Below are 26,608 nucleotides of genomic sequence, written 5' to 3' on the forward strand. Positions count from 1 at the left end.
GTCAGGGCCCCGGCGCGGCCGGCGTCAGGGCGGGGGTCGGTGCCGCCGGCGGCTGGTCGGCCGGCGCCACGTCGCCCACCTGCCACCGGCCGCCCGCCCGGACCAGCGAGACCAGCACCGGTCCGCCGTCCGTGGGCACCCACACCACCGCGGTGGACCCCTCTGCTGTGCGCAGCCGGGCCTCGCCGGTCACCGCTGAAGCGGGGACGCGAGCCGGGTCCGTCGTGGACAGCAGGTGGGCAAGGGCCTTGGTGCACAACGGTTGTATGCCGTGCAGCCAGGTCCGCTGGTCCAGCCCCGGCCGCGCCCAGGCCCGCACGAACGCCTCTGCCACGCGCGTCGCGGCCGGGTCCGTGGCGACCGCCGGCGCCGGACTGGCCACCCCCGGACTGGCCTTCGGGTCGGCGGAGCCGGTGGGCGGGGTGGCCGAGGGCGACGTGGACGAGGCCCCGGCCGGCGCCGGGCCGACGGCGGCGGCGCTCTGGACCCGGGACCGGTGGTGCGTGGGGTGGACGGCGTCGACGACCCGGCCCACCCCGGCGAGCAGGAGCAGGACGGCTGCGGAGGTGACGGAGAAGTTGCGCCACGACCACAGCGGCCAGCGCAGGATCTCGTCGCGGCGCGCCGTCATCGCCGTGCGTCCTCGACCCGGCGGTGGTCGCCCGCTGCCGCAGCAGTGACCAGGGCCGCGGCCAGGACGGTGCTGCGGGTCGCGGGGTCGTAGAGGCGCGGCCCGATGCCGTCAGGGCGGACCTGAGTGTGCGAGTCATGGACGCGGTCGCTGCCGGGCCGGGCCGGGTGGGCCGGCGCCGCTGCCACGACGACGCCCTCGAGGACGTCACCGTGCGGACGGACCCCGTCGTCGCGGGAGGGCAGGGCCCCACCGGCGCCGCCGCCCGGGGCCGCCGCGATGACGTCCCCGGCGAGGCCGCGCGCCAGGTCCCGCGCCGGGTCCATGGCCGGGTCGTCCTGCCGGGCGGCGAGGGTGGCGGCCACGCGGCCCGGACCGCCCGCGGGGAGCGTCGCCGGCGGGCGACGGCCCTCGACCGGCGCTCCCGACACGGTAACCGGCGAGGCCGCGGCCGGCAGGGTGGCCACCACGGGACGGCCGGCCACCGCCGAACGGCCGGCCGCCTCGGGCCGGCTGAATACCTCGGCGGGCAGCAGCGCCGGGCGGTGGCGCACCGGCCCCGCCGGGTCGGTGCGCCCGGACGAGGAGTCGCCCGCGCCGGGCACCGCCGCCTCGTCGCCGTGCCCGGTCCCGTCGTGGACGGCCTGCCGCGTCACGGCATACCGGGTGACGAGGCGACCCACCCGACGCAGGGCGCCGGCACCGCCTCCGTGGGAGAGGCCGACGACGTTGGTCAGCGAGAGCAGCGGGAACATCAGGACGAACGCGACGATGGTGACCACGACGCAGAGGACGAGCGCGAGGACGTTCATCCCGCCCAGCTGGGCACGGGACAGGATCGCCGAGATGACGGTGGTGTGCACCGAGGACGCGGCGGCGAACGCGACGACGTTGACCACGGAGGCGCCGCCGACGTTGGCGACGCGGCGGACCAGGCCGCTCAGCGGGGCGAGCACGCCCAGGACCGCCACGGCCGGGAAGAGCATGACCAGGAGGCGCAGCATGGCCAGGCCGGCGAAGGTGAACAGGTCGCTGACCAGCCGGAAGACGCCAGCGAAAGTGGCGCCGAAGACGGTCATCAGCCCGGTCCCGAGCCGACCGCCGGCCTTGCCCTGGAGGGTGGCGTAGGTGGCCGGGTCCTCGTCCTGGATCTGCTGGGCCACCTCCTTCCAGTGCGCGGCCTTGGCGTCGGCGAGGGCAGTGGCCTTCTCCGGGCTCGACCGGGCCTGGCGCGCCTCGGCCCAGGTGTAGGCACCCGCCCGGTAGAGCGCCGGTCCCCACCGCTTCGCGGCGGGCGAGTCGCTGGAGCCGAGCTCGCCGCGCAACCACCCGTCATACAGGATCCGGTCGACCAGCAGCGCCCCCTGGGCGCGCGCCGGGTCGGCGGTGGGCGGCAGGGAGGCCAGCCCCGCACTGGCGCCGTTGACGCGCCCGATGCTGCCGGTGATCGCCTGGTCGAAGAAGCCCGAGACACGGGCCGGGTACTGCGCCAGGCCGGCCATGACCGACAGGACGAGCAGCGCCCAGGCCGCGGCGCGGGTCACGTCCGAGAGGCGCCCGCGCGAGGAGTAGAAGAGCAGGAGGACGACGACGCCGAGCAGCGAGGCCCCTCCCCACGGGGACCAGATGGCGTCGTGGACCCGTTGCGTGACCGTGCCGACGACGTCGTCCAGCGGCGCCATGTAGCGGTCGGGGTGGCTGATCGTGTTGTGCAGCCCGTTGGTGGCGGCCGTGCCCCACGCCGCCACCGACAGCAGCGAGTCGCCGAGCATCGTGTCGCTGGCTGCCCCCATGTCGCGGACGTCGCCGCCGCAGCCCAGGTCGTAGGTGTGCCAGGTCAGCCCGGCGTAGCCGTACTGCTCGTAGACGCTGGTCGTCGGGTGCGTCGCCCACGGGTCCCCCGGGGCGGGTGGCGCGGTCGGCGGCGTGTCGAGGAAGCCGGTGACCCCCTCGCCGGGTAGCTGCGCCACCGGGGCGTCCTTGCAGTCCGGGATCCCCGGGATGGCGGGGCTCGCGGTGGCGGGGGAGGCCCCGACGACGCCTGCGACGAGCAAGGCGACGAGGGCCAGGCCGACACGGGCCCGCCGGGCGCGCATCAGGCGCTCTCCTCCTCGCGGTCCTCGGCCTCGGCGGCCTCGGCGGCCGCGCGCTGCCGGGCCGAGGCCGCCTCGCTGCGGTGCCGCCCGATCCGGTTGCGGGCCTTCTCCGGGTCGGCGGTCGTGCGCAGCGCCTCGAGCAGCTCGGGGTGGGCGGACATGTCCATCCGGATCCGCTCGATCCCGCCGACCCCGTCGCTGAAGACGAACTCGCGGGCGCCGCGCCGGCCCTCACGCGACGGGCGGGACAGCGTGCCGAAGATGGCCTCGTAGCCCAGGCCCTCGTGCACGCCGGGCAGGAACCGCAGGGCGTCGCGCTGGGCGTCCTCGTCGGTGAGCCGGCCGATGAACGCGGCGGAGATGAGGTTGGCCAGGCCGAGGTCGAGCAGGTCGGACGGGTTCTGGCTCGCCAGCAGCACGCGGGTGTTGTGCTTGCGGCTGTCGCGGGAGGCGCGGTCGATGAACCGGCGGCCGGTGCTGAACGTCGACAGCGCCCACGCCTCGTCGATGAAGATCCCCTTGCGGGCGTGGACGTCGCCGAAGTACATGCCGCGCTGGGTCAGCCACGCGGCCAGGTAGAGCACGCACATGCTCAGCCGCTCGTCGAGGTCGTCGGAGTAGGCCGTGCTCTCGTCCGGCAGGGCCAGCCCGCGCAGGCTGTAGACCGTCAGCAGCGGCTCGGCGTGGGCGTAGTCGTGGTGGTAGCCGGCCGGGAAGATCAGCCGGCCGTGGCTGGTCTTGGCCGCCTCCCGCAGGAAGTCGGCCATGTAGCCGGAGTGGCGCTGCAGCTCGGCGTCGCCGTCGAGCCGGGCCAGCTCCTCAACGACCGACATGGTGGAGGCGGTGTTGGTCGCCCGCACCTTGCCCACGGCGCGCATCAGGGCGACCTCGGTGAGCACGTGGTCCTGCATCTGCCGCGGCAGCATCGAGCGCAGCACGCTGGAGGTCAGCAGGCGCCGGGTGTCCGCGGCGGCGTCCTGGGCGGTGCGCCAGTCCAGGTCGGAGGGGTAGTGCTCGCGCCGGGGCTCCGCGATGACCCGGTAGGTGCACAGCACCCCCGACGGTGCGTCGAGCAGGTCGATGGCGCGCGAGTGGTCGGCCAGCTCGGGCAGCCGGCACAGGGAGGTCAGCCGACCGGAGGGGTCGAGCACGGTCCACGGCACGCCCTGGAGCAGCGAGCGGTAGATGATGTTGCCGCCGGCGGTGGACTTGCCGCCACCGAGGCCGGCACACAGCACCGCGAGGCCGGACTCCTCCCCGCGCTCGGTCATCTCCCACGGCTCCCACGTCACCACCCGCGAGGACGTCCCCGACGTCTCCCCCAGGTGGATGCCCACCCGGTCGCCCACCTTCGCGGTCGCGGCCGGGACGGCCGCGGCCAGGGTGGTGACCGGCATACGCCGCCGGTATGCCGTGCTGCCAAGCCTTTCGCCCGGGATGAACTCGCGCGCCACGGCGTACTGGTCGGCCGGGCGGGCGATCGTGACCTGCGGGGCGAAGAGCTTGCGGACCGCGGAGGCGCGCTCGAGGGCCTCCTCCTCGGTGGGCGCGGAGACCGCGAGGCGGAACCACCCGCGGGTGCGGGTGCTCAGCCCGGACAGGCCCATCGAGATCTCGTCCTCGACGGCGAGGGCCTTGTCTGCCTGGCGGTCCAGCGCGCCCGGTGCCGGCTCGGCGTGCTCGACCTCGTAGTGGTCCTTTTGCGCGCGGATCTTCTGGATGGACTTGCGCATCGCGGCGCCGACCTTGGCCGAGTCCTCGACCTCGACGCGGCCGGACCACTCGACCGGGAAGCCGAGCTGGTCAGTGCGCTGCATCCACGGGACGCCGGCCGGGATCTCGAGGTCGGTCATCCGGCCCACCGAGAGGACGCAGACGTGGCGCTCGACGCGCTGGTCGTCGTTCTCGCCGACGACCCGGATGGTGCGGCCGTAGGGGATGGCGGTCCAGCGGACGTGGTCGGTGAACTCGCCCAGGTCCTCGCTCTCCCAGTGGCCGTCGTCGACGGCGCCGAGGGTCAGCGGGGCGGGCAGGCCCAGGGAGCAGGAGCGGTGCAGCAGCCACTCGAGCTGGCGAGGGGTGGTCGGCGCGCCGTCCATCCCGGGAGAGGCCATGATCTCGTCGGTCTCGCGGATCTGCGCCGAGAGCGCGGCGACCTCGCGGTCGGAGATGGAGCCGGCCAGCCCGCCGAGGGCCTTGTAGAGGCCCTTGCGGGCGGGGATCTCGACGCCGACGTAGACCTCCTTGTCGGCCATCGACCGGCCGGCCAGGTGCTGCTGGTCCCGGATCAGGTAGTCCCGCCACGCCGGCAGCGGCGCGGGCGCGTTGGCGTCGTGCGCGGCGGCCCAGCTGCTGACCGGGTAGGGCCGGGTGGTGACCCGGAGGTGGAGGCTGCGCCGGACCAGCTGGGCGTAGGCGTCGGCGCCGTCGATGATCAGCTGCTCGCGCACCGCGTCCGGGCGGAACGACCAGCCCTGGGGGTCGAGCAGGTACCACGCGTGGATCTTGTCCGCCGTCACGGTGCAGTGACCGCTGATCCGGCGCAGCGCCAGGCCTGAGGTGGACGCCATCATGCCTCCCGGGTCTGCGCGACCGTGCGTCGTTCGGCGCGGCGTTCGGCACGGCGTTCGGCACGGCGTTGGGCCCGGCTCACGCGGGCGGGGACGGCCCGCACGCGCGCCGGGCGCAGCGTGTGGACGGCCACCTTCGTCTGCTCGCGTGGCGCCTCGACCTCGTGGGCGAAGGCGGCCAGGACGGAGCCCAGCGGACGGTCGTGGTCGACCACGCTGAGGATGAGCCGGGTCAGGCCCACCGTCGCCATGACGCTGTAGGCCAGGGAGAAGAACCCGAGGCCGATGCCGAGCCGGCGCTCGATGACCTGAAGGACCACGAAGACCACCAGGCCCACGGCGTAGGCGACGTAGCGCGCCCGCCACGGCAGGGTCTTGCGGGGCGGCCCCAGCCAGACCGCGTTGACGTTGTAGATCTCGTCATCGACGGGGAGCCGCATGAGCGTGGACCTGTCAGCCCGTCACCAGGCCGGCGAGCCACTGGCCCATGTTCTCGGCGTGCCCGCCCGTGGCCAGGCCGAGCACCGCCAGGGCGATGATCACGCCGGCCACGACCTTCATGGCGCGGGCGTTGTCGCCCCGCTGCGCGATGACGAAGAGCATCACCGCGATGACGAGGATCAGCAGTGGGATGACGTTGGACCTGATCCAGTCCTGGAGGCCGCCGGTGGTGGCGGCCGTGGCGACGGCGGTGTGCAGAGCGGCCATTTCGTCCTCTATCAGCGCATGTGTCCGGTTCTCTGGGGCTCAACGTAACCCCCGACAAATTGCGCTGTCGACCATGTGCCGCAGTTTGCCTCCACTTGTCGAACGGGGATCGAATCTTGACCTCGAGGGGTTGACTCGGCGAGCTCCGGGCAGGGTCTGAGCCCGCCGCGCGCCCGCACTGCGGCGGGGGCGGTCGCTGCCGCCGTGCGGCTGGAAACGCATCACCGGCAACGGAGTTCGGCCACGCTTTCCTCGGCGACATCCCGGCGTTCATGCCGTGGACCGCAGGTGAACACCGGGCGGGGGCAGCCTCAGGACGTGGCGACAGACACCAACGCGAGTCCCCCGGCAGCCGAGTCCCGCGGGCGCGCCCCGCAGGCGATGCCGGACCTGGCCGGCCGGATCCGGCGGGCGCTGGCCCATCGGGACAGCGCCGAGCTGGCCCTGCTGAACCCCATCGTGCTGGCCCTGGCCAAGGGGGAGATCTCGCTGGCGGAGATCGAGCCGCTCGACGCTGAGCAGGCCCTCTGGCTCGTCGCCGCCCGCGCGCAGCGCGCCGGCGAGCCGGGCACCCGGACGTTCGTCCGCGCCCTCGGCGGCTGAAACCAAGCCGACCCGGTCGAGCATGTGTCGACCGGGTCGGCTGGAGTACGCGGAGACGGCAACACCGGCACCGCGTGGATCCAACCCTAGAAGCGGACCTCGACGCCGCCGGAGAACATCGAGTCGTGGAGTTCCAGCTTGCTGAGCTTGATGCCCTTCGGCACGTCGAAGAAGACGTTGCCGTGGATGGTGTTCCCCGGGTTGATCTCCTCCCAGAGCATCTTGGAGGAGTCGTCGTAGAGGCTCGCGCCGCTGTCGGCCGAGAACTTCCGCCCCTTGGAGTCAAAGAGGTACTGGTTGTCCGCGAACATCGTCTGCGCCTCGTCACCGATGTTCTGCACGGTCATCGTGACCCGGCAGTACTGGCCCTGAGCGTTCTGGCTCAGGAAGTCGGTGCCAACCTTGCTGATGCCGCACTTGACGGCCGAGACCTTGAACGCGAACTTTCCGTCCTTGACGACCTTGCCCATCTGGGACGCCGGGGGCGCAGGCTTCTTCGCCGCCACCGGCTTGGGGGCAGCCACGGCCTTGGGGGACGGTTTCGCCGCAGGGCTCGCCTTGGGGGGTGCAGACGTCGCCGCAGGTGCCGCCACCTGGTCCGCAGAGGCGCCCGCGGAACCGGCCCCCGACGCGGTCGTCGCGCCACCGCCACCCGCAGCCGTCGCAATGCCGGAGAAGGTGCCCAGGAGGAACAGGGCACCGATGCCCGTGAGGATCTTGTGCCGCATGAACCAGTTCTTGGGGCGCGCAGCCGCGGGCGCGAATGGCATCCCCACCGGCGGAGGGCCAGCGACGGAGGCGTCCTCGACCCAGAAGTTCCACCCGGAGGGGGCTGGGCCCCAGGCGGCGTCGGGCACCCAGCCCTGGGGCGGAGTCCAGTTGGCCGGCGGCGCCGGCCAGTTCGGCGGAGGGTTGAACCGATATCCCATGACGTGTCCCCTGACTGTCCGAGGAGGAGCAGCGTGACGGCAGAGAGCCTCCCGGCGTCACGCCGGATCACTCGAGCCGCGGCTGTCCCCCAGTTGTCGGTGGTGAACACTCCTCCGGCGGCACCTGCAACACGCAGACAACCCCTGAAGATCCCCCGATCTGTCTAGTCACCCGACCAGGACAGTCGCCGGAGCACGCGAACCGCAGGAGCGCCGTCGGCGATTGACGTCAGGGCCAAGCAGCACCGCGTTCGCGCACCCGCCCGGCCAACCCCGCCACACGGCATACCCGTTGTGGTGCTTGGGGATTCGCCGTCAGTCGACGTCGACGTCGCGGATGACGTGCTGGACGGTGTGCGAGGGCGCGTTGGGGTCGGAGGGGTTCTCCACCCGGGTGATCACGCGCTCGTGGCGGCTGCCGCGCCGGGCGTAGGCGATGATCGCGGCGCCGGCGACCATGAGGATCACCCCGACGACGGTGAGGTTGATGCCTGGCGCGTCGACCTGCACCGCGAAAGTCAGGATCGCGCCGAGCACCGCCAGGAAGACACCAGCTCCCACGTCACACCCACCTCGGTCGGGCAGCGGCCGGATGCCTCCACCGTTGCGCGGAGTCTACGCATCTCACCGCAAAACGGACCCCGCCGAACCGCGGGTCACCGGTATGCCGTGCCTCTCACCGTCGGTGCGGCGCCCGCCCCGGCGTCAGGACTCGACCCACACGTGCTCGACCGCGAAGGCGCGCATCGACGGGTGGCGTCCCCGGTAGGGCCGGGTCGTCCACGCGAACCAGTCGGACTCGTCCACCACCGACACCGCGATGGTGCCGTCGCGGCCCACCGTGGGCTGGTCGATGATGCGCAGGTCGGTCTCGAAGGTGCTGCCGCTGGAGACGATCGCGCGCCGGCCGATGAAGGCGTGCGCGTCCCGCGCCGGGATGGGCCGGGTGATCCGCGGGACGTCGGGGCCGCTGACGACGCTGGCGACCCAGGCCCCGACCTCGGGCAGGGGGACGCCCTCGGAGTCGTGGGCCACCGACGGCGGGCCGAGGGCCTCCTGGCTGACGTACTCCTCGACCCACAGCCGCGACACCCCGGCACCGAAGCGCGGCAGCCCCTGCGTGCCGGCGAGGGCGCGGTAGTAGTCGGCCTCCTCCTGGACCCAGACGGCCGGCTCGTGGATGCCGTCGATCCCGGTCGGCTCGGAGACCACCCGGAGCCCGTCGCGCCAGCCGTAGTCGAGCCAGCCGCCGGCGTCATCGAGGCTGGTCATCTGGAAGCGCGCCCGCAGGCCGGCCAGTGGTTCGGTCACCTGGACGGCCCGCATCGCCTTGACGGCCGGCGGCATCGACGTCGGCCCGGAGTCGACAGGCGGCAGCTCGCCGGAGAGGAGCGCCGCCAGCTCGCGCTCGAACTCGGCGTCCGGGGTGCTCATCGACCACGCCCCGCCATGCCGTCCCCTGCCGCCGGAAATGTCCGCTTCGCTGAGGTGTCAACGTAACGTCGGCCACACCGCTTGTCGACCGATTGCGCCCCGGCGCGGACGTCCTGACTATCCCCTGACGCCCGGCTGGCGTGCGGCTGGGCTGAGCCGGAAGACCTCGAGAAGGATGCCGTAGTACTGCTCCGACGCCCCGAGGTGCTCCATCCCGAGCCGTCGGCAGACCGCCTGCGAGGGACCGTTGTCGGGGTTCACCACGGCCAGGACCCTGGGCAGCCCGGCCGCGAAGCCGCGCTCCACCGCGCCGCGTGCCGCCTCGGTCGCATAGCCCTTGCCCCAGTGGTCGGGGTGCAGGTGCCAGCCCACCTCCACCTCACCGTCCGTGGCGCCCCGCAGCGGCACGAGCAGGACGGTGCCGACCGGCATCCCGGTGGTGGCCTCGGCCACGCACCACACCCCATAGGTGGGGTCGGGCTCGCTGCGCGCCGCCCACTGGTCGACCAGCAGGTGCGCCTCGTCCAGGGACGCCAGGGGCCGGGGGGTCGCGCCGAGCCAGCGGGCGACCTCCATGCGCGAGTAGATGTCGAGGAGGGCGTCGACGTCGTCGTGGGTCCACGCCCGCACGACGAGGCGTTCGGTCTGGAAAACCGTTGCGGCAGCTGCCATCTGCGCCCGCCCTAGAACCAGTGGAGGCACATCGGCGCGGTGCCGGTCAGGAAGAGCCGGTCGGCCGCGGCCGCAGCCCCCTCGGTCCGCTCGGCGACCCGGCCACCCAGGACGAGGCTGCTGATGGCCACGCCCCCGAGGTAGGCCGAGCCGAGGTCGGCGACGTCGAGGGTGAGGTCCGCCTCGACGCCCTCGACGCGCGCGCACTTGGCCTGCCCGTCCTCGACGTCGAGGGCGAACAGCCCCCCGAGGTCGGGGCAGAAGGGGTCGGTCACCTCCAGGACCAGTCGCCCCGAGCCGGTGTATTCGCGGGCCATCAGCGCGGCGGGCACGTCCAGCAGCCGGACCCAGAGCCAGTCGGTGCTGGACTGGATCTGCGCCGCGGCCACGTCGGCCAGCCGCCAGCGCAGCGGGTCGTCGGCCGCCATCTTGCCGAAGCGCACCGCGGTCACGAGGTCGTGGTCGAGGCAGTAGCGCGCCAGCCGGGCCCGCACGCCCTCGTCGGCGGCGATGACCTCGTCGACGCTCATCACGCGGCGCCCCCGGACCGCCGGGTCCTCCGCGATGGCGTAGGTGGCATAGCCGTCCGCGACCCCGGCCGCGTCGCGGTGCACGACGACGAACCGGTGGGCGCCGGCGACCGGGGGCATGCTCGCCCCGAGCTGCCACAGGTGCGCCGGCCGGTCGAGGGCGCCGTGCCGGGCCTTCCGGTAGGCCTCGTAGACCTCAGCCATGACCGAGCCCGCGTCGCTGCGCTGGAGCAGCTCCAGGGTGCCGTCGTCCGGCACCGGCCGGAGGAACGCGCCGCGCGCGTGCTCCACCGACCAGGTCTGCGCGGTGGTCGCCGGGCCGTAGCCGCAGCGCCGGTAGATCGTGGCCTCGGAGGCGAGCAGCACGGCCATCACCTCGCCGCGCTCACGCAGGTCGTCGAGCTGGCGGCGCATCAGCGCGGTGAACAGGCCGCGGCGCCGGTGCGTCGGCAGGACGGACACGCAGGTCACCCCGGCGGTCGGGACCTGCCGGCTGCCGGGCACGGTGAGCTCGACGGTGTAGGCCCCGGTGGTGGCGACGACCCGCCCGCCCTCCTCGGCGACCAGGCCGCGGTCCATCTCCAGCGCATGCCACCACTGCTGGGCCGGCGGGGTGTCGTCGTAGGAAGCGCCGAACGCCGGCAGCGCAGCCCGCAGGAACGCCTCCCGGTCCTCCTCGGAGGTCGGTCTCACCAGCACACCGTCGGTGGTCATCCGCGCTCCCGAACCTGAAAGAGTTCCTTCACAACGGTTGAACCTAGGGGTGGCCGGGGACCGGGGTCAACGGCTTTCCCGCCGGCCGTGAACGACCGTGCACGGCCGGGCACGACCGACGATCATCGGCGCGGTTCCGGCGCGATGAACCCCGCGAAACGCCCGCGATGATCGTCGCTTCGACACGCCACCGCTCAGCGGCGGGCGCGGAAGGCCGCCGCCTTGGTGCGGCTCTGGCAGGCGGTCGAGCAGAACCGCTTGGTGGCGTTGCGGGACCGGTCGACGTACACCCGGTCGCAGCCGGTCGCGGCACACACCCCGAGCCGGCCGGCCAGGTCGCTCCCCAGCGCGAGCGCCAGCGCCGAGGCGCACCCGGCGGCCCACCCGACCGCGAGCGAGTCGTCGGCGCCGTGGAAGTGCAGGTGCCACCCCTCGCCGGGGCGGCGGTCCAGCTGCGGCCGCGCCCCGGTGTCGCCCAGCAGCCGGTTGACCACCCCGGCGGCGGCGTCGAGGTCCTCACCCTCGACCGCCTCGAAGACCGCCCGCAGCCGACCCGCCGTCGCGACCAGGTCGTCGGCCGTGCCCGGGTCGACCTTCGGCGTGGTCCGACCGGGCCCGCCGAGCGCCTCGGCGACGGCGGCCCGCCGGGCCGGTCCCTGAGGGACCACGACGTCGACACCCCCGCGAGCGCCGGGGGTCAGCGCGTTGACGAGCCGCACCGACACCTCGAGCAGGGTGAGCACGTGACTGTCGAAGTTCACTTGACCAGTCACCATCCGTTCCGTAGGTTGCCGACACCAGGTGACTGATCATAGGCAGGACGACAGTCACGCACGTCGAACCGGGGGCGGCACCGTGACCAGCGGGACGAGCACTCAAGGGACCAGCGCGCCCGGGACCACCACCCCAGAGCCCACCACCCCAGAGACCACCGGGGACCAGCCAGCCGCCCCTGCCCGGACGGCGTCACCGACCCCCGGCCGGCGCGGCCTGCCCCGCACGGTCTGGCTGCTCGTCCTCGCCCGCGCCGTGAACCGGCTCGGCGCGTTCAGCCTGCCCTTCCTCACGGTGACCCTGGTGCAGTCCTTCCACGCGCCGGTACGCACCGCCGGCCTGGTCATGGCGGCATTCGGCCTGGCCACCATCCCCTCGCGCCTCTTCGGTGGACGTCTGGCCGACCGCCTCGGTCCCCGCACCACGATCACGCTCGGCCTGGCGTGCTGCGCCGCGGCCCAGCTCGGCATCGCCGCCGCGCGCAGCCTGACCCAGGCCGCCGTCGCCGCCGTCGCGCTGGGCCTGGCCTTCGAGCTCTACGAGCCGCCGAGCCAGGCCCTCGTGGCCGACTCGACCACGCCGGAGCAGCGACCGGCCGCCTTCTCGCTGCTCGGCGCAGCCCTGGCCGCCGCGGGCATGGGCGCCGGGCTCGTCGCCGCAGCCCTGGCCGACTGGGACCTGCGCTGGCTCTTCGTCGTCGACGCCGCCACCTGCGCCGCCTGCGCCGCAGTGGTCGCCGTCGGGCTGCCCCGCCGAAGCCGGCCGACGCCCTCTGCGCCGACCACCCGGCATACCAGTCCCTGGCGCGACCCTCGCCTGCTGGCCCTGCTCACCGCGGGCACGGTCTTCGCCACCGTCTGGATGCAGGTCACGGTCGCGCTGCCGCTCACCGTGGTCGACCGCGGTATGCCGGCCGGGCACGCCGGCCTGCTCCTCACCACCTCGGCCCTCACCGTCGTCGCCGGCCAGCCGGTTCTGCGGCTCCCCCTCATCGCCCGCGCCGGCGACTTCACCGTCCTCACCGCCGGCTACCTGCTGCTCGGGGCGGGCCTGCTCGCGACGGGACTGGGCACGACCCTGCCGGCGATGCTGGCCGCGACGGTGGTCTGGAGCCTGGGCGACCTGCTGCTGTTCGGGCGGCTCTACGCCGTGGTGAGCGGCGTCGCCCCGGAGGGCGCGCGCGGGCGCTACCTCGCGGCATACGGGACGAGCTGGGGTGTGGCCTCGTTCGCGGCGCCGCTGCTGGCCACCGCCCTGCTCGCCGCGACCGGGCCGCTGGGACTGTGGGCGAGCTGCGCCGGCGCCTGCCTGCTCCTCGCGCTCGCCCAGCCGGCGCTGCGCCGGATCCTCGCCCGCCAGGGCTGATACCGGGCCGGCCGGAGCTCGGGGCCCGGCCGCGCGGGAGACACGTCACGAGGGTGAGCGGCATGGCAGCGGTGTGAGTCGGTACTTCCGACTTTTGGTGGATTGCAGTCGTGTCGGCCGGGAGGAGGGTGGCTGGCATCAGCGCCCGGGGCGTTGGGCCCCCTGCCGCAAAGGAGGAGCCATGATCGATCACTCACTGGACCGCCGGGTCATGCTCCGCGGCGCGGGCGCGGCTGCCGGCGCTGCCGCCCTGGCAGGCGTGGCGCTGGCCACCCCCGCCGAGGCAAGCGGCAGCGGAGTCACGGGCGCCTGGGTCGTCACGCACCAGGACAACCCGCCGGGCGACACGACGAAGGTCACGGCCGTCGTGACGTTCGCCTCCGGCGGAGTCTTCTCGTCGCTGGACGTCAGCCCGAGCGGGCCGCCCGGGTCCGGCGCGTGGTCCGCCGACGGCAGCCACTTCCGCGCGACCTTCTGGATCGGCGAGCCGCCGGACAAGCCGGGCGCGCCCAACGCCGCCATCCTGGTCAAGGTCCGCGGCACCGTCGACGGGGACAAGATCTCCGGCACCTACACGGTGGCCGTCTACGTCAGCGGCAAGAAGGTCGACAGCGGCACCGGCAAGTTCTGGGGCACGCGTCTGGTGGCCTGACCCGTCGGGGGGAGCTACCGGTCGCCGGGGAGCACTGCCCGGCGGCCGGTAGACTTCTGTGCAGCTCAGGGTCAGGTGCGCGTCTGTTGGGTGGGAGGACGCGCGCTGGATCGCACCCCTGGAGCCCTCGCACATGTCACCCCTCGCGTCCTACCGGCAGCTGTTCAGGCTCGCCGGCCCCGCCTACGTCCTCGTCGCCTTCCTCGGCCGACTGCCCCTGGCCATGAGCCAGCTGGGCACCCTCCTGCTCGTCGCCGGGTCCACCCACAGCTACGGCGCCGGCGGCGCCTCCGCGGGCGCACTGGCCGTGGCCAACGCCCTCGGCTCCCCCGCCGCCGGAGCGCTCGCCGACCGGGTCGGGCAGCGCCGCGTGGTCCTGGCCCAGTCCCTGGCGGGCGCCGCCGGGCTGACCACCCTCGTCACCCTGGCCGGGCTCGGCGCGCCGTGGCCGGCGCAGGCCGCAGCCGCCGCCGTCACCGGCCTGCTCATGCCGCAGGTCGGTCCGCTGGCCCGGGTCCGCTGGCGCCCGATCACCCGGCACACCGGCACCGAGCAGCGCCGCCTCGTCGACGCCGCGTTCTCCTACGAGGGCGCCGCGGACGAGGCCTCCTTCGTCCTCGGCCCGGCCCTCGTCGGCGCGGCCGCCGCCCTGGTCGCCCCCGCCGCCGCGCTCATCCTCGCCGCCGTCGTCCTCGCCGTGTTCGGCTCGTGGTTCGCCCTGCACCACACCGCCTCGCTGGTGCGCCGCGGCCACGCCTCCTCCGTCCCCGGGCGCCTGTTCACCACCTGCCTGGTCATCCTCTGCTTCGCCCAGCTGTTCATCGGCATGGTCTTCGGCTCCGCCCAGACGGCCACCTCGGTCCTGGCCACCCTCGCCGGCGTCCCCGGCCTGACCGGTGGCCTGCACGCGCTGCTCGGCGTCGGCAGCGTCATCGCCGGCCTGGCGGTCGCCGTCCTGCCCGAGCGCTTCGCCTACGAGCAGCGGCTGCGGGTGTTCGCCGCCGCCCTGCTGGTCCTCTCCCTGCCGCTGCTCGCCGTGAACACCCTGCCGATGCTGGCCGTGGCGCTCGGCGTGCTCGGCTTCGCGGTGGCGCCCTACATGATCAGCGTCTTCACCCTGGCCGAGCGGCTCACGCCCGCCCAGCGCACGGGTGCGGCCATGACGGTCCTCGCCGGTGCCACCGGCATGGGGTATGCCGTGGGCTCCAGTGTCGCGGGCCGGCTCGCCGACTCCTTCGGGCACACTGCGGCGTTCGGCGTCACGGTGGCCGCCGGCGTGCTCGCGACCGGCCTGGCCCTCGCGGCGGCGCCGCGGCTGCGCGCCGAGCAGCGCCGGGTCGCTGACGCGGCCGGCGACCGCTCAGGCGGCACGACGACGGATGACGCCACGGCAGTCGACCCGACGGAGGCCACCGACACGCAGGCCTCGCCTGAGCTCCTGCGCGCCTGACCCACACCGGACCCGCGCGCGGCCCGGTCACGACCGGTCGAGCACGGGACACTCGCCGGTGACCGGCCGGTGTTCACCGGCCGGTCAGGGCGACTCAGCGGTCAGGGCACCCGCCACATGCCGGCGGTGTGCCGGCTGCGTTCGGGAGTCCGCACCGTCAACGGCTCGGTCGGGACCGGCTCGGCCGGCCGCGGACCGAAGTCGGCGATGGCGCCGATGACCATCTGCTCGAGCAGCACGTCCGGGTCGTCCACGCAGGCGACGGCCACGCCCTCGACCGCGCACCGGACCAGGCGGCGGGCGGCGCGAGGCTTGAGCTCCGGGGAGCGCAGGCCGGCGTCACGCAGGAACCGGCGGGCCCAGCGCTCGGCCTCGGGCACGTCGGCCAGGACTGCGCGACTCTCCTCGGACAGCTGCCCGATCGGGCGGTCGTCGAGGGAAGCCAGCGCACGCTCGCCGGCGAGGACCCCGAGGGCCAGCACGCGCTGGCGCTCGGCCGATGCGACGGGCAGCGCGCGGCGGGCGGCGCCCAGCGCGATGCGGGCCTCGATCCGCGGGTCCGTGCCGGTGAGCCCGATGACGGTCGGCACGAGCGGCACGAGCTTGGCGCGACCCTCATCGGAGATGTGGTCGTTGACCAGCCGGGCCAGCTCGCCCAGGAGCGGGTGCGTGCACTTGGGGTGATCCGTCCAGTGCTCGCCCGCGAGGTAGGAGGCGAACTCCATGAAGCACGCCCCACGTTTGGGGCTGCGGTGCTTGCCCCGGGAGAGGACCGGGATGAAGTCCGGTCCCTTGACGGTCTCGCTTCGCACGAGGCACCTCCGTCCGTGTGGAAGGGAACCATCTGCCAGTCTGCGCCGGAGGTGCCCGGCCCGCCATACCCCTTTGGCGTGTCCTTGCGTGTCCCTGCCTCACTCTGGCGACGGAGGTGCCCGCGCCATACCCTCGGACGGGTGACCGAGGCGAGCGGGACCCAGGCGGCGCAGGACCAGTGGTGGAAGAGCGCAGTGGTCTACCAGATCTACCCGCGCAGCTTCGCCGACAGCAACGGTGACGGCATCGGCGACCTCCCCGGTATCACCAGCCGGCTGGACCACCTCACCGCGCTCGGCGTCGACGTCATCTGGCTCTCGCCGATCTACTCCTCGCCGCAGGACGACAACGGCTACGACATCAGCGACTACCAGGGCATCGACCCGGTGTTCGGCACCATGGCCGACTTCGAGGAGCTGCTCGCGCAGGTCCACGCGCGCGGGATGAAGCTGGTCATGGACCTCGTCGTCAACCACACCTCCGACGAGCACCCGTGGTTCGTCGAGTCGCGCTCCAGCACCGACAACCCCAAGCGCGACTGGTACTGGTGGCGTGGGCCGCGCCAGGGCATGGCCGCCGGGGACCCGGGCGCCGAGCCGACGAACTGGGGCTCCTTCTTCTCCGGGCCGGCGTGGGAGCTGGACCAGACCACCGGCGAGTACTACCTGCACCTGTTCAGCCGCAAGCAGCCCGACCTCAACTGGGAGAACCCCCAGGTCCGCGAAGCGGTCTACGCGATGATGCGCTGGTGGCTCGACCGGGGCGTCGACGGCTTCCGCATGGACGTCATCAACATGATCTCCAAGGACACGACACTGCCCGACGGCCACCAGGCGCCCGGTGCCCACCACGGTGACGGCGGGCCGCACTTCCTCTGCGGGCCGCGGATCCACGAGTTCCTCCAGGAGATGCACGCCGCCGTCTTCGCAGGGCGGGAGGGCGCGTTCCTCACCGTCGGGGAGATGCCCGGCGTCACCGTCGACGAGGCGGTGCTGTTCACCGACCCGGCGCGGCGCGAGGTCGACATGGTCTTCCAGTTCGAGCATGTCGGGCTGGACCACGGCGACTCCAAGTGGGACGTGCGCACCCTCGACCTGCGCGACCTCAAGGCCTCCTTCGGGCGCTGGCAGGCCGGGCTGGCCGAGACCGGGTGGAACAGCCTCTACTGGAACAACCACGACCAGCCGCGCATCGTCAGCCGGTTCGGCGACGACGGCGAGCACCGGGTCGCCTCGGCCACCATGCTCGGCACGGTGCTGCACCTGCACCGCGGGACGCCCTACGTCTACCAGGGCGAGGAGCTCGGCATGACCAACGCCCCGTTCGCCGCGATCGAGGACTTCCGCGACATCGAGTCGATCAACCACTACCGCGTGATGGTCGTCAGCGCCCAGCAGACGCCCGACGAGGTGCTCGCCTCGCTGCGGGTCATGAGCCGGGACAACGCCCGCACGCCGATGCAGTGGGACGACGGCAAGCACGCCGGCTTCACCACCGGCGAACCGTGGATCCCGGTCAACCCCAACCACACCGAGGTCAACGCGGCCGCCGCGGAGGCCGACCAGGGGTCGGTCTTCCACCACTACCGGCGGCTGGTCGAGCTGCGGCACACCGAGCCGGCCGTCGCCCACGGCGACTTCCACATGCTGCTGACACACGACGAGCGGGTCTACGCGTTCACCCGACGCCACGGCGACGTCGAGCTGCTGGTGCTCGGCAACTTCTCCGGGGAGGACGCCCCGGCGCCGGTGCCGGACGAGCACGCCTGGGCGGGCGCCGAGCTGCTGCTGGGCAACCTCGGCGAGGTGCCGGGTGGCGCCGACGCCGCGATCGTCCTGCGCCCGTGGGAGGCCCGGGTCTACCGCCGCTCCGTCTGATCCTCCGTCCCCCGGTTCCTCCCGGCGAGCGGCGGCGCACGCTCGACCTACGTCGCGGGGGTCCGGACGCGAGAACGCGCTGCACCAGTCGCGAGGTAGGTCGAGCGTGCGCGCGCAGCGCGGTAGCGGTTCTGGCGACCGTCAGCGGTAGCGGTCCTGGAAGCGCGGGTCGGTCTCCCACCACGGCCGCTCCCGCCCCGGCTCCGCATCCGGCACGGCGCCAGGACCCCCGCCGTCGTCGCCGACAGCGTCGTGCCCGGCCGACGCAGCCGTATGGCGGGCTGTCGCGCCCGCGTGCGCCCTCTCCCGCTCCGCGGCGTCGAGCTCGGCGTCCACCGCCCGGGCCTCGGCCGCGTCGGCGCGCACCCAGCCGACCAGCACCGCCGCCAGGAACGGCAGGCCGACGCTCTCGGCGATGCCGAGCATGGCGCCGCCGCCGAGCTTCTGGTCCCACGCGGGCGAGGGGCCCCAGTCCCGGTTCATGTAGCCGGGAACGCCCGGTGCGAGCAGGGTCGGGGCGGTCATGACGAGGATGCCCGGCACGGCGTCGGCGAGGCCGTCGACGAAGGCGAACAGCGCCCGCACCGGGTGCGTGCACCACTCCGGCAGCATCTCCTCGCCCAGCAGTGGCAGGACGAACAGCGCGCCGGTGCCCAGCAGCAGCAGGTAGAGCAGCTCGCGCACCCCGGCACGGGCGACCGACTGCGTGAGCAGCGGGGTGAAGAACACCGCGACCAGGGTGCCGACCGCGATGACCGAGCTGAGCAGCGGGAACATCAGCACCCGCGCCACGCGCCCGCGCAGGACGCCCAGCAGCCGCGCCGAGCCCCGGTCGCCCAGGGAGTGCGCCGCGAGTGTGACGGGATCGCCGAGCGCGAGCCCGAGGGGGGTGATCGCCGACAGCACCGTCGCCTGCGCGGCCGCCATCCAGAACAGCGTCCCGCGGTAGGTGGCCAGCACCCCGCAGGTGGCATAGACCAGGGTGCCCAGGCCGAGCAGGGCGAAGGCGATCGTCCGCGGCACCGACCAGCGGCGGCCCCGGCGGCGCAGCCGGACCAGGCCGGCGACGTAGCCGGCGCCCAGCAGCACGGTCAGGACGATGCCGACAGGATCGGCCACCCACGAGGTCAGCCAGGACTCAGCAGTCAACGGGGGCACCGGGCCATGATGCCGCGCGTCCCTGTGCGGGCCTCAAGCATGCGGGCCTCAAGCATGCGGGCCTCAAGCTCGCGGGCCTCAGACGCGCGTGCTCACCAGCGTGCCGCCCTCACGGGCACGCGGGGCCGCCCCACCGGCCCGGGGGGCCTCACCAGGTGCGCCGGATGCGCAGCCGCCACGGGCGCCCGTCCGGGTCGTGCACCAGCCGGTAGAACAACCCCGCCCACAGCCGTGTCCAGCCGGTCACCGGGTGCACGACCAGGGGACGCAGCCGACCGGGCGGGCGCGGCCCACACTGCCCCCCGGCATACCAGGCCTGGAGCTGCTCGGCGGAGCGGGCGAAGGCCGCGACCGCCTCGCACGGGTCGGCGAGCGCCGAGGGGTCCGACAGCCCGAGGTGCTCGGCGGCGAGCTCGAGCCGCAGGTCGCGCGGGTAGCCGCCGGGGTCGTGCACCGCGGCGGTCACCTCCGAGTCGTGCGTCCACGAGCGGCGGTTGAAGTTGTCCGAGCCGACCGTGGCCCACGTGTCGTCGATGACGCAGACCTTGGCGTGGACGTAGACCGGCACGCCGGTCGGGCTCTCCACCCCGTATGCCGCGACGCGGCCGGGTGCCGCGCGACGCAGGATCCGCAGCGCGTCCTGGCGGCCCAGCAGCTGGGGCGCCTTGGCCAGGCTGCCGTCCTGGTCGGGGTGGTGCGGGAGCACGGCGATGACGTGCAGGTCCGGGTTGGCCCGCAGCGCGGCGGCGAAGGCGTGGGCGACCCCGGTGGACCACAGGTACTGGTCCTCGACGTAGACCAGCTGCCGGGCCCGGCGGATCGCCTTCGTGTAGCCGCGGGCGACGCTGCGCTCCCCCTGCGGCGCGAACGGGTAGCCGGGACGCCGGGACGGGTAGGTGCGCAGCAGCTGCACCGGCAGGTGGCCGGTCGGCGCCGGGTCCGGCAGCTGCTCCGGCAGCGGGGTGACGTGGTCGGGCTGGACGCCGCGGACCGTGTCCTGGGCCCAGCGCCACGGGCTGCGGCTCAACGGCTGCGGGTCCTCCCACCGCTCGCGGAAGACGGTCTCGACGTCACCGACGGCCGGGCCGGTGAGGGCGAGCTGCACGTCGTGCCAGGGCGGGCGCGCGCCGTAGACCTCGGCCATGGGCTGGCGTTGCGGGTCGCCGCCGTGGTCGGCGTCGTCGCGGCGGCTGTGGCACAGGTCGATCCCGCCGACGAAGGCGATGTCGAGCTCGGGCCGGCCGGGATGGCGCAGGACGACGAGCTTCTGGTGGTGCGAGCCGCCGGGGCGCACCCGCATGTCGAGCTGGCACTGGCCGCCGGCCTCGTTGACCAGGTCGCCCAGGGTGCGGTTGGCCTCGGCGGCGAAGGAGAGCCGCTTCCAGTGCGAGCGCCAGACGAGGCCGCGGACGTCCACGCCGCGGCGGGCGGCGGCGCAGAGCACGGTGGCGACCTCCGAGCCCTCCTCGCCGGTGAGCCGCTCGCCGGCGTCGCCGCGCCAGTCGGTGAACAGCAGCAGGTCGCCGGCCCGCATCTGCCCGATCCGCCGGTGCAGCTCGGCGAAGTAGGTGGCGCCGTGCACGAGCGGGGTGGCGGTGTTGCCCTCGGTCCAGGCGCGCCCGTCCGCGTGGCGGCTGTCCAGCCGGGTGGCGGGGTTGCCGCGCTGGTCGGCGGAGAGGAACCACTCGGCGATCGGCACCCGCGATGCCTACACGGCGACGGGCCGTGGCGGCAAGCGGCGCGCCCGGCCCGGGGCGCCCACCCCGTCGGCTGCCCTGCCGACAAACCCGCGGCGGAGCGAGTCGTCGCGGGGGTACGGTCCGGCCATGCCGGAGCCCTACTGGCCGCTGTTCGACCTGCGGCTGACCACAGAGCACCTCACCCTGCGCCCGTGGACCGAGGCCGACCTCGGCCTCGTCGCCGACCGCCTCCCGGCCGACCTCGCGCAGGACCCGGCCGCGACGCGGTTCGACCTCGGGGACGAGCACCGGGTACGTGGCGTGGTGACCCACCAGGGCTACTGGCGCCAGATGGGCACCTGGACCCCGGGGGAATGGAGCCTGACCTTCCTCGCGCACCTCGACGGCGAGTTCGTCGGCTGCCAGGGGCTGGAGGGCACCGACTTCGTGGACCTGCGCACGGTCGACTCCTCCTCGTTCCTCGTCCCGGAGGTGCGCGGCCGCAAGCTGGGCCAGGAGATGCGCCGCGCCGTCCTCGCGCTGGCCTTCGGCCCGCTCGGGGCGCTCGCGGCGATCACGTCGGCGTGGCACCACAACCACGCGTCCCTGGGGGTGTCGCGCGCCCTCGGCTACCAGCCGAACGGGGAGTCCCTCCACCGCCGCGACGACGGGGACGGGGTCGACACGATGGTCCACCTGCGGCTGCTGCGCGAGCGCTGGGTCGCCTCGGGCCTGGCCGACGGTGTGCGGGTCGAGGGGCTGGAGCCGTGCCTGCCGTTCTTCGGCCTGGGTCCGACGGCCTGACCTTCGCCAAAGCCGTCGCTTGGGGGCTGCCCCGGCGCAAGGATGAGGTCATGGCCTACCTCAAGCCCGGCACCAGCACCAAGATGTTCAACGAGCTCGCCCGACGCGTGGCGAACGTCGTGCCCCTGTGGGACGTGCACACCCTCCAGGTCGCCCGGCGCCAGCAGGCCGGATCGCCGCAGGAGATCCCGGTCATCCCGGTCCAGGTGGACGGCCAGCTCTACATCGTCTCCACCCGTGGCGAGGCCGACTGGGTGCGCAACGTCCGCGCCGCGGGGCGCGTGCGGCTGGGCCAGAAGGGCACCGTCGTCGACTACGCCGCCACGGAGGTCCCGGTGGCCGAGCGCGAGCCGGTCATCACGGCCTACCGCAAGAAGGCCGGCCGGGAGGTCGAGCAGTACTGGAAGAAGCTCCCCGACCCGGCCGACCACCCGCTGTTCCGCCTCACGCCGGCGTGACCCCGTGCCGCGACTGCGGCCCACCGCGCTGACCACGCGGGTCTTCAACCCGCTGGTCCGCCTCACCACCTGGTGGGACGTGCACACCCTGGAGGCGGTCGGGCGCCGCAGCGGCCGCCCGCACCGTATGCCGGTCGTGCCGGTGGAGGTCGACGGTCACCGCTACCTCGTCTCGCCCTACGGCGAGTCCGACTGGGTGCACAACGTCCGCGCCGCCGGCCGGCTCACGCTGACCCAGCGCGGCCGCACCACGGCGTGGACCGCGGTCGAGGTGCCGGTCGACCAGCGGGCGCCGGTCCTGGCGGCCTGGCGGCGCAAGGCCGGGTGGACGGTCGAGGTCTACTTCCGCAAGCGGCCCGACCCCGCCGACCACCCGGTCTTCCGCCTCGACCGGGGGTGAGCCCGCTCAGTCCTCGGTGACGCCCGCCCAGAGGTTGATGCCGGCCTCGACCGCGTCCTGGTCGATCGCCGCGAGCTCCTCGTCGGTGAACGTGAGGTTGTCCAGCGCGCCGACGTTGGTCTCGAGCTGCTGCACCGAGGAGGCGCCGATCACGGTCGAGGTCACCCGCTGGTCGCGCAGCGCCCACGACAGCGCCATCTGGGCCAGCTTCTGACCACGCTTCTGCGCGATCTCGTTCAGCGCCCGCACGTGGCCGAGGACCTTCTCGTCCAGGTGCTCCGGCAGCAGCGACTTGTCCTGCGCCGCGCGGGAGTCCGCCGGGATCCCGTTGAGGTAGCGGTCGGTCAGCAGGCCCTGGGCCAGCGGGGTGAAGACGATGCAGCCCATGCCCTGCGCCTCGAGCTCGTCGAGCAGGCCCTTCTCGATCCAGCGGTTGAGCATCGAGTAGGAGGGCTGGTGGATCAGCAGCGGCGTGCCCAGCTCGCGGGCGATGGTGGCCGCCTCCTTGGTCTTCTTCGCCGAGTAGGAGGAGATGCCGGCATACAGCGCCTTGCCCGAGCGGACCGCCTGGTCCAGGGCCATCATCGTCTCCTCGATCGGCGTCTCGGCGTCGAAGCGGTGGGAGTAGAAGATGTCGACGTAGTCGAGGCCCATGCGTGCCAGCGAGTCGTCGAGGGAGCTCAGCAGGTACTTGCGCGAGCCGCCCTCGCCGTAGGGGCCGGGCCACATGTCCCAGCCGGCCTTGCTGGAGATGACCAGCTCGTTGCGGTAGCGGGCGAAGTCCTGGGCGAAGATCGTGCCGAAGTTGCGCTCGGCCGAGCCGTAGGGCGGGCCGTAGTTGTTGGCCAGGTCGAAGTGGGTGATGCCCAGGTCGAAGGCCCGGCGCAGGATCGCACGCTGGCTGTCGAGGGTCTTGTCGTCACCGAAGTTGTGCCACAGGCCGAGGGAGATGGCCGGCAGCTTCAGGCCGCTGGTGCCGCAGCGGCGGTAGTGCATGGACTCGTAGCGGTCGGCTGCCGCGTCGTAGGACGTCATGGCCGACAGTCTGCCAACCCGCTCAGGCCTCCGGACCAGCCCCGTCCCGAGGGAGGAGACGGTAGATCGGGTTGGCCATCGCCAGGTGCCCGCGGTAGTCCCCGACCCGTCCCTCCACCCGCACGGTCGCCCCCGGCTCGATCCCCGGTATCGCGCGCCGCCCGTAGAAGAGCAGGCTCACCCCGCCGGAGCCGTCCACGAGCTCGCACCGCAGCGCCGGGGTGCCCGAGATCGGCGAGACCTCGCAGGAGCGGATGCGCCCCTGCAGCACAGCGGTCTGCCGGTGGGGCGCCTGCGCGATCGGCACGCACCCCGCGGGGGCGGTCACCGTGGCAGTGGCCGCCCCGGCCTCCCTGCGCAGTCCCCCGGCGGCCGGGCCGCGCCCGTTGGCCGAGGCCGGGCCGGCCGTGGCGCCCGTCTGCTGCTCCCGGCGCCACGGCGCCCGCGAGGCGTCGAAGGGCACGATCGTCGCAGCCACCCCGGCGACCTGGGAGACCGCGGCCGCGATGTCGTCGGCGGTGCGGTCGTGCAGCAGGCGACCGAGGAAGGCTCCGTACGACCGGCGCGGCAGCAGCACCGTCACCTGGGTGGAGCCCACCTCCGCGCCGAGCAGCCGGTCGACCAGCTCCAGGGCGGCGCGCGGCAGCCGGCGGTCGGGGCAGTCGACCAGCTCCAGCGGCAGGTCGAGCCCGGCCTGGGCGTCCCACTCCCGCTGCAGGGTCCCGGCGTGGGCGGGGTCGAGGACGAAGTGGACCACCCGCAGCTCGCTGGGGCGCAGCGACCGCGCATACCGCAGGGCCCGGATCACGGCGAGGTCGACGCTGTCCACGAGCACGATGACCACGGTGCGCGCGGCCCGCGGCAGCGGGGCCGCCGCCGGGGACGCCCGGAGCACCGCCGCTTCCCGCTGGTAGGCGCGGTGCAGGCGCAGCAGCACCACGACCAGGACGGGGAAGACGAGGACGACCAGCCAGGCGCCCTCGGTGAACTTGGTGACCGCGAAGATCACGACGACCAGCGCCGAGACTGCGCCGGTGACCGTGTTGAGCACGACCTTGGCCTGCCACCGCCCCTCGCGGAAGGTGCGGTAGTGCTGGGCCATGCCGAAGCCGGCCAGGGTGAAGCCGGTGAAGACGCCGATGGCGTAGAACGCGACGAGCTTGTCGACGTGGGCGCCGGTGCCGACGATCAGCGCCAGCGACACGACGGCCAGCACGACGATGCCGTTGGAGAAGGCCAGCCGGTGACCGCGCTTGGTCAGCCAGCGCGGCAGGAACCCGTCCCCCGCAACGAAGTTCGCCAGGAACGGGAATCCGTTGAACGGCGTGTTGGCCCCGGTGTAGAGGATCAGCATCGTCGCGGTCTGCACGACCAGGAACAGCACGTGGCCCAGCGGCCCGTCGCCGAAGACCGCCTTGGCGACCTGGGAGATCACCGTCGGGGAGCCGCTCTCGTAGGGCACGGCATGCGTCTCGTGGGCCAGCCAGGAGACCCCGCCGACGAGGAAGCCGAGGATGGCGCTCATCACCACGAGGGTCCTGCGGGCGTTGAGCCCCTGCGGGCGGTGGAAGGTGCTGACCCCGTTGGAGATCGCCTCCAGCCCGGTCAGCGACGACCCGCCGTTGGCGAACGACTTCATCAGGATGTACATCGCGCCGACGGTCAGCAGCGACGACCCGTGGCCGACGGGGAAGGCCCCGGGTGAGTGCAGCGGGTCGTAGCGGGGCAGGTCGCCCAGCAGCTCCCGGATGACCCCGGTGACGATGACGATCGTCATCGACCCGAAGAAGAAGTAGGTCGGGAAGGCAAATGCTCGTCCCGCCTCCCGGATCCCGCGAAGGTTGCCGTAGAACAGGATCAGGACGACGCCGACCGTGATCTCCAGCGAGAACTCGCCCAGGCTCGGGACGGCGGACGTGACCGCCGCGGTGCCCGCCGCGGCCTGGACCGCGACCGTGACGATGTAGTCGAGCATCAGCGCGACGGCGCCGACCTGCGCCACCAGCGGGCCGAAGTTCTCCCGCGCGACGACGTAGGAGCCGCCGGCCTTGGTGTAGGTGGTCACGACCTGGCGGTAGGTCAGCGTCACGATGACCAGCACCACCAGGACGACCAGCGTCATCGGCAGCAGCAGCGCGTAGGCCGTCATCCCGAAGACGGGCAGCAGGACGAGCAGGATCTCCTCGGAGCCGTATGCCGAGGAGGAGATGCAGTCGCTGGCGAGGACGCCGAGCGCGAGCTTCTTGGAGAGCCGCTCGTGGGCGAGCTGGTCGGTCGTCAGCGGCGGGCCGAGCAGCCTGCGCTTGGCGCGGTAGCTGAGCTTCTCGGGAAGGTCCACGCCGACGCGGAGCGCTTGTGGCGCAACGGTCCCGGCCGCCTCGGCGGCAGATCCGGGTGAGTCCACGAGCGCTGTTCCATCCACCTTTCGAGCGTAGGTCGGCTGCGAGGTGGCACCTGACCGTCCGCCGTCAAGATCGCGTCAATATCGCCGCACCGAAGCCGCCCGCACGCACGCCGGCGGCTGCCTCAGACCGCGGCCGGCACCCCGGCGTGGCGCAGCAGCAGGTCGACGAAGGCGGAGCTGACCCCGAGCGGGTCGGCCACGGGCACGGCACCGGCCCCCGCGGCTCCCGCCGCGACCACATCGGGCAGCCGCCCCGGCGCGACGAACAGCGACGCCACCGCGGGAGAGGCGGACCCGTTGTGCCGCAACGTCTCCAGCGCCTCCTCCACCCGCGGCCCCTCCGCGGACGCGAAGGCCGCCACCGCCGGTATGCCGTGCAGCTCACCGAGGTCGCGGGCCAGGACGGACACCACGTCCCGGGCCTCGGCGCTGCTCGACCCGGCGGCGCCGAGCACCAGCCCGTCGAACGCGTCGGCGCCGGACTCGACCAGCCGGTCGGTCAGCGCCCGCAGCAGCAGCGCCCGCGAGCGCGGGTCGTCACTGACCAGGCCCGGGCCGATGCTGACGTCGGCGATCCCGGTCACCCCGCTGGAGGCGACGGCGGTCGGCACGTCCGTGCTCAGGTGGTAGCCGGGGGCGAACAGCAGCGGCACCAGGCGGATGTCGTCGAACCCCTCGGTGGCCAGCTCCTGCAGCGCCACGTCCGGCGTCGGGTCGGTGAAGTCGAGGTGGCAGGCGCGCACCTCCACGCCGCTGCGCGCCCGGACGGCCGCGACCAGCTCGTCGATGACACGCGCGGCGCGCGGGTCACGGCTGCCGTGGGACAGCAGCAGGACGGCAGCGGTCATCGGC

General features: G+C 73.7%; 25 protein-coding genes. 8 read left to right on the forward strand and 17 right to left on the reverse strand.

Annotated elements, in window-relative coordinates; all coding sequences use genetic code 11:
* Position 1: 1 nt before the first annotated feature.
* Genes AC3ANM_RS09540 through AC3ANM_RS09560 form a run of 5 tightly spaced genes read right to left on the reverse strand, consistent with a single transcriptional unit; the run spans position 2 to position 6,005 of the window.
* A complete protein-coding gene (locus AC3ANM_RS09540) occupies positions 2-631 on the reverse strand; it encodes a hypothetical protein (protein ID WP_488287889.1) in 630 nt (209 codons plus the stop codon).
* Complete coding sequence (locus tag AC3ANM_RS09545) at positions 628-2,727, reverse strand: hypothetical protein (protein WP_488284180.1); 2,100 nt, start codon at positions 2,725-2,727, stop codon at positions 628-630. Before AC3ANM_RS09545 ends, AC3ANM_RS09540 begins: the two co-directional genes overlap by 4 nt.
* Positions 2,727-5,297, reverse strand: coding sequence for an ATP-binding protein (locus AC3ANM_RS09550; RefSeq protein WP_488284181.1), 2,571 nt, complete (start codon positions 5,295-5,297; stop codon positions 2,727-2,729). Before AC3ANM_RS09550 ends, AC3ANM_RS09545 begins: the two co-directional genes overlap by 1 nt.
* A complete protein-coding gene (locus AC3ANM_RS09555; RefSeq protein WP_488284182.1) occupies positions 5,297-5,737 on the reverse strand; it encodes a hypothetical protein in 441 nt (146 codons plus the stop codon). The genes AC3ANM_RS09550 and AC3ANM_RS09555 overlap by 1 nt, the downstream gene beginning before the upstream one ends.
* A 13-nt stretch (positions 5,738-5,750) precedes the next feature.
* Entirely contained in the window at positions 5,751-6,005 is a 255-nt protein-coding gene (locus AC3ANM_RS09560; RefSeq protein WP_488284183.1) for a hypothetical protein, read from the reverse strand.
* Positions 6,006-6,323: 318 nt separating this feature from the next.
* Here AC3ANM_RS09560 and AC3ANM_RS09565 point away from each other — a divergent pair, with 318 nt between their 5' ends.
* A complete protein-coding gene (locus AC3ANM_RS09565; protein ID WP_488284184.1) occupies positions 6,324-6,608 on the forward strand; it encodes a hypothetical protein in 285 nt (94 codons plus the stop codon).
* 86 nt (positions 6,609-6,694) lie between these two features.
* Here AC3ANM_RS09565 and AC3ANM_RS09570 read toward each other — a convergent pair whose 3' ends face one another.
* From AC3ANM_RS09570 to AC3ANM_RS09595, 6 genes are all read right to left on the reverse strand, one after another.
* Positions 6,695-7,336 (reverse strand): DUF4352 domain-containing protein, encoded by a 642-nt coding sequence (locus AC3ANM_RS09570; RefSeq protein WP_488284185.1) that lies wholly within the window; start codon positions 7,334-7,336, stop codon positions 6,695-6,697.
* A gap of 516 nt (positions 7,337-7,852) precedes the next feature.
* The gene (locus AC3ANM_RS09575) at positions 7,853-8,098 is read right to left on the reverse strand and encodes a DUF6458 family protein (protein ID WP_488284186.1); all 246 of its coding nucleotides are present in this window, start codon (positions 8,096-8,098) and stop codon (positions 7,853-7,855) included.
* A 144-nt stretch (positions 8,099-8,242) separates the two neighbouring features.
* Complete coding sequence (locus AC3ANM_RS09580) at positions 8,243-8,971, reverse strand: hypothetical protein (protein WP_488284187.1); 729 nt, start codon at positions 8,969-8,971, stop codon at positions 8,243-8,245.
* Between the two features lie 117 nt (positions 8,972-9,088).
* Positions 9,089-9,643 (reverse strand): GNAT family N-acetyltransferase, encoded by a 555-nt coding sequence (locus tag AC3ANM_RS09585; RefSeq protein ID WP_488284188.1) that lies wholly within the window; start codon positions 9,641-9,643, stop codon positions 9,089-9,091.
* Positions 9,644-9,654: 11 nt separating this feature from the next.
* A complete protein-coding gene (locus tag AC3ANM_RS09590; RefSeq protein WP_488284189.1) occupies positions 9,655-10,887 on the reverse strand; it encodes a GNAT family N-acetyltransferase in 1,233 nt (410 codons plus the stop codon).
* A 194-nt stretch (positions 10,888-11,081) separates the two neighbouring features.
* Positions 11,082-11,648, reverse strand: a complete 567-nt coding sequence (locus AC3ANM_RS09595) for a CGNR zinc finger domain-containing protein (protein ID WP_488284190.1) — start codon at positions 11,646-11,648, stop codon at positions 11,082-11,084.
* A 94-nt stretch (positions 11,649-11,742) separates the two neighbouring features.
* Between AC3ANM_RS09595 and AC3ANM_RS09600 the strand changes: the two genes are divergently transcribed.
* From AC3ANM_RS09600 to AC3ANM_RS09610, 3 genes are all read left to right on the forward strand, one after another.
* On the forward strand, positions 11,743-13,026 hold the full coding sequence (locus AC3ANM_RS09600) for an MFS transporter (RefSeq protein ID WP_488284191.1): 1,284 nt from the start codon (positions 11,743-11,745) through the stop codon (positions 13,024-13,026).
* A 181-nt stretch (positions 13,027-13,207) separates the two neighbouring features.
* Positions 13,208-13,678 carry a hypothetical protein gene (locus AC3ANM_RS09605; protein WP_488284192.1) on the forward strand — a complete coding sequence of 157 codons (471 nt, stop codon included), beginning with the start codon at positions 13,208-13,210 and terminating at the stop codon, positions 13,676-13,678.
* A gap of 133 nt (positions 13,679-13,811) precedes the next feature.
* Positions 13,812-15,128, forward strand: coding sequence for an MFS transporter (locus tag AC3ANM_RS09610; RefSeq protein WP_488284193.1), 1,317 nt, complete (start codon positions 13,812-13,814; stop codon positions 15,126-15,128).
* 101 nt (positions 15,129-15,229) lie between these two features.
* Here the strand turns inward: AC3ANM_RS09610 and AC3ANM_RS09615 are convergent, their stop codons facing one another.
* A complete protein-coding gene (locus AC3ANM_RS09615; RefSeq protein ID WP_488284194.1) occupies positions 15,230-15,940 on the reverse strand; it encodes a hypothetical protein in 711 nt (236 codons plus the stop codon).
* Positions 15,941-16,081: 141 nt separating this feature from the next.
* Between AC3ANM_RS09615 and AC3ANM_RS09620 the strand changes: the two genes are divergently transcribed.
* Positions 16,082-17,818: an alpha-glucosidase gene (locus AC3ANM_RS09620; protein ID WP_488284195.1), complete on the forward strand. Its 1,737-nt coding sequence runs from the start codon at positions 16,082-16,084 to the stop codon at positions 17,816-17,818.
* 141 nt (positions 17,819-17,959) lie between these two features.
* Here the strand turns inward: AC3ANM_RS09620 and AC3ANM_RS09625 are convergent, their stop codons facing one another.
* On the reverse strand, positions 17,960-18,967 hold the full coding sequence (locus tag AC3ANM_RS09625) for a cytochrome c oxidase assembly protein (protein WP_488284196.1): 1,008 nt from the start codon (positions 18,965-18,967) through the stop codon (positions 17,960-17,962).
* Between the two features lie 157 nt (positions 18,968-19,124).
* Positions 19,125-20,675, reverse strand: a complete 1,551-nt coding sequence (locus AC3ANM_RS09630; RefSeq protein ID WP_488284197.1) for a phospholipase D-like domain-containing protein — start codon at positions 20,673-20,675, stop codon at positions 19,125-19,127.
* A gap of 127 nt (positions 20,676-20,802) precedes the next feature.
* Here AC3ANM_RS09630 and AC3ANM_RS09635 point away from each other — a divergent pair, with 127 nt between their 5' ends.
* Genes AC3ANM_RS09635 through AC3ANM_RS09645 form a run of 3 tightly spaced genes read left to right on the forward strand, consistent with a single transcriptional unit; the run spans position 20,803 to position 22,317 of the window.
* Positions 20,803-21,459, forward strand: coding sequence for a GNAT family N-acetyltransferase (locus AC3ANM_RS09635; protein ID WP_488284198.1), 657 nt, complete (start codon positions 20,803-20,805; stop codon positions 21,457-21,459).
* A 50-nt stretch (positions 21,460-21,509) separates the two neighbouring features.
* Positions 21,510-21,917: a nitroreductase/quinone reductase family protein gene (locus tag AC3ANM_RS09640; RefSeq protein WP_488284199.1), complete on the forward strand. Its 408-nt coding sequence runs from the start codon at positions 21,510-21,512 to the stop codon at positions 21,915-21,917.
* Between the two features lie 4 nt (positions 21,918-21,921).
* Positions 21,922-22,317, forward strand: coding sequence for a nitroreductase family deazaflavin-dependent oxidoreductase (locus tag AC3ANM_RS09645; protein ID WP_488284200.1), 396 nt, complete (start codon positions 21,922-21,924; stop codon positions 22,315-22,317).
* 6 nt (positions 22,318-22,323) lie between these two features.
* On the opposite strand, the gene mgrA is transcribed toward AC3ANM_RS09645, so the two are convergent.
* From mgrA to AC3ANM_RS09660, 3 genes are all read right to left on the reverse strand, one after another.
* The gene (gene mgrA, locus AC3ANM_RS09650; protein WP_488284201.1) at positions 22,324-23,352 is read right to left on the reverse strand and encodes an L-glyceraldehyde 3-phosphate reductase; all 1,029 of its coding nucleotides are present in this window, start codon (positions 23,350-23,352) and stop codon (positions 22,324-22,326) included.
* Between the two features lie 22 nt (positions 23,353-23,374).
* Entirely contained in the window at positions 23,375-25,774 is a 2,400-nt protein-coding gene (locus AC3ANM_RS09655; protein WP_488284202.1) for an amino acid permease, read from the reverse strand.
* Between the two features lie 104 nt (positions 25,775-25,878).
* On the reverse strand, positions 25,879-26,604 hold the full coding sequence (locus AC3ANM_RS09660) for a sirohydrochlorin chelatase (RefSeq protein ID WP_488284203.1): 726 nt from the start codon (positions 26,602-26,604) through the stop codon (positions 25,879-25,881).
* Positions 26,605-26,608 lie beyond the last annotated feature (4 nt).

The organism is Oryzihumus sp. JJN4-3R (assembly GCF_057747915.1).

What these genes read in the sequence shown, in the direction of transcription:
- AC3ANM_RS09570 (WP_488284185.1), bottom strand. Translation starts at nt 7,336, where the DNA reads ATGCGGCACAAGATCCTCACGGGCATCGGTGCCCTGTTCCTCCTGGGC.
- AC3ANM_RS09610 (WP_488284193.1), top strand. Translation starts at nt 13,812, where the DNA reads ATGTCACCCCTCGCGTCCTACCGGCAGCTGTTCAGGCTCGCCGGCCCC.
- AC3ANM_RS09635 (WP_488284198.1), top strand. Translation starts at nt 20,803, where the DNA reads ATGCCGGAGCCCTACTGGCCGCTGTTCGACCTGCGGCTGACCACAGAG.
- AC3ANM_RS09585 (WP_488284188.1), bottom strand. Translation starts at nt 9,643, where the DNA reads ATGGCAGCTGCCGCAACGGTTTTCCAGACCGAACGCCTCGTCGTGCGG.
- AC3ANM_RS09545 (WP_488284180.1), bottom strand. Translation starts at nt 2,727, where the DNA reads ATGCGCGCCCGGCGGGCCCGTGTCGGCCTGGCCCTCGTCGCCTTGCTC.
- AC3ANM_RS09660 (WP_488284203.1), bottom strand. Translation starts at nt 26,604, where the DNA reads ATGACCGCTGCCGTCCTGCTGCTGTCCCACGGCAGCCGTGACCCGCGC.
- AC3ANM_RS09560 (WP_488284183.1), bottom strand. Translation starts at nt 6,005, where the DNA reads ATGGCCGCTCTGCACACCGCCGTCGCCACGGCCGCCACCACCGGCGGC.
- AC3ANM_RS09580 (WP_488284187.1), bottom strand. Translation starts at nt 8,971, where the DNA reads ATGAGCACCCCGGACGCCGAGTTCGAGCGCGAGCTGGCGGCGCTCCTC.
- AC3ANM_RS09550 (WP_488284181.1), bottom strand. Translation starts at nt 5,297, where the DNA reads ATGGCGTCCACCTCAGGCCTGGCGCTGCGCCGGATCAGCGGTCACTGC.
- AC3ANM_RS09640 (WP_488284199.1), top strand. Translation starts at nt 21,510, where the DNA reads ATGGCCTACCTCAAGCCCGGCACCAGCACCAAGATGTTCAACGAGCTC.
- AC3ANM_RS09590 (WP_488284189.1), bottom strand. Translation starts at nt 10,887, where the DNA reads ATGACCACCGACGGTGTGCTGGTGAGACCGACCTCCGAGGAGGACCGG.
- mgrA (WP_488284201.1), bottom strand. Translation starts at nt 23,352, where the DNA reads ATGACGTCCTACGACGCGGCAGCCGACCGCTACGAGTCCATGCACTAC.
- AC3ANM_RS09605 (WP_488284192.1), top strand. Translation starts at nt 13,208, where the DNA reads ATGATCGATCACTCACTGGACCGCCGGGTCATGCTCCGCGGCGCGGGC.
- AC3ANM_RS09555 (WP_488284182.1), bottom strand. Translation starts at nt 5,737, where the DNA reads ATGCGGCTCCCCGTCGATGACGAGATCTACAACGTCAACGCGGTCTGG.
- AC3ANM_RS09540 (WP_488287889.1), bottom strand. Translation starts at nt 631, where the DNA reads ATGACGGCGCGCCGCGACGAGATCCTGCGCTGGCCGCTGTGGTCGTGG.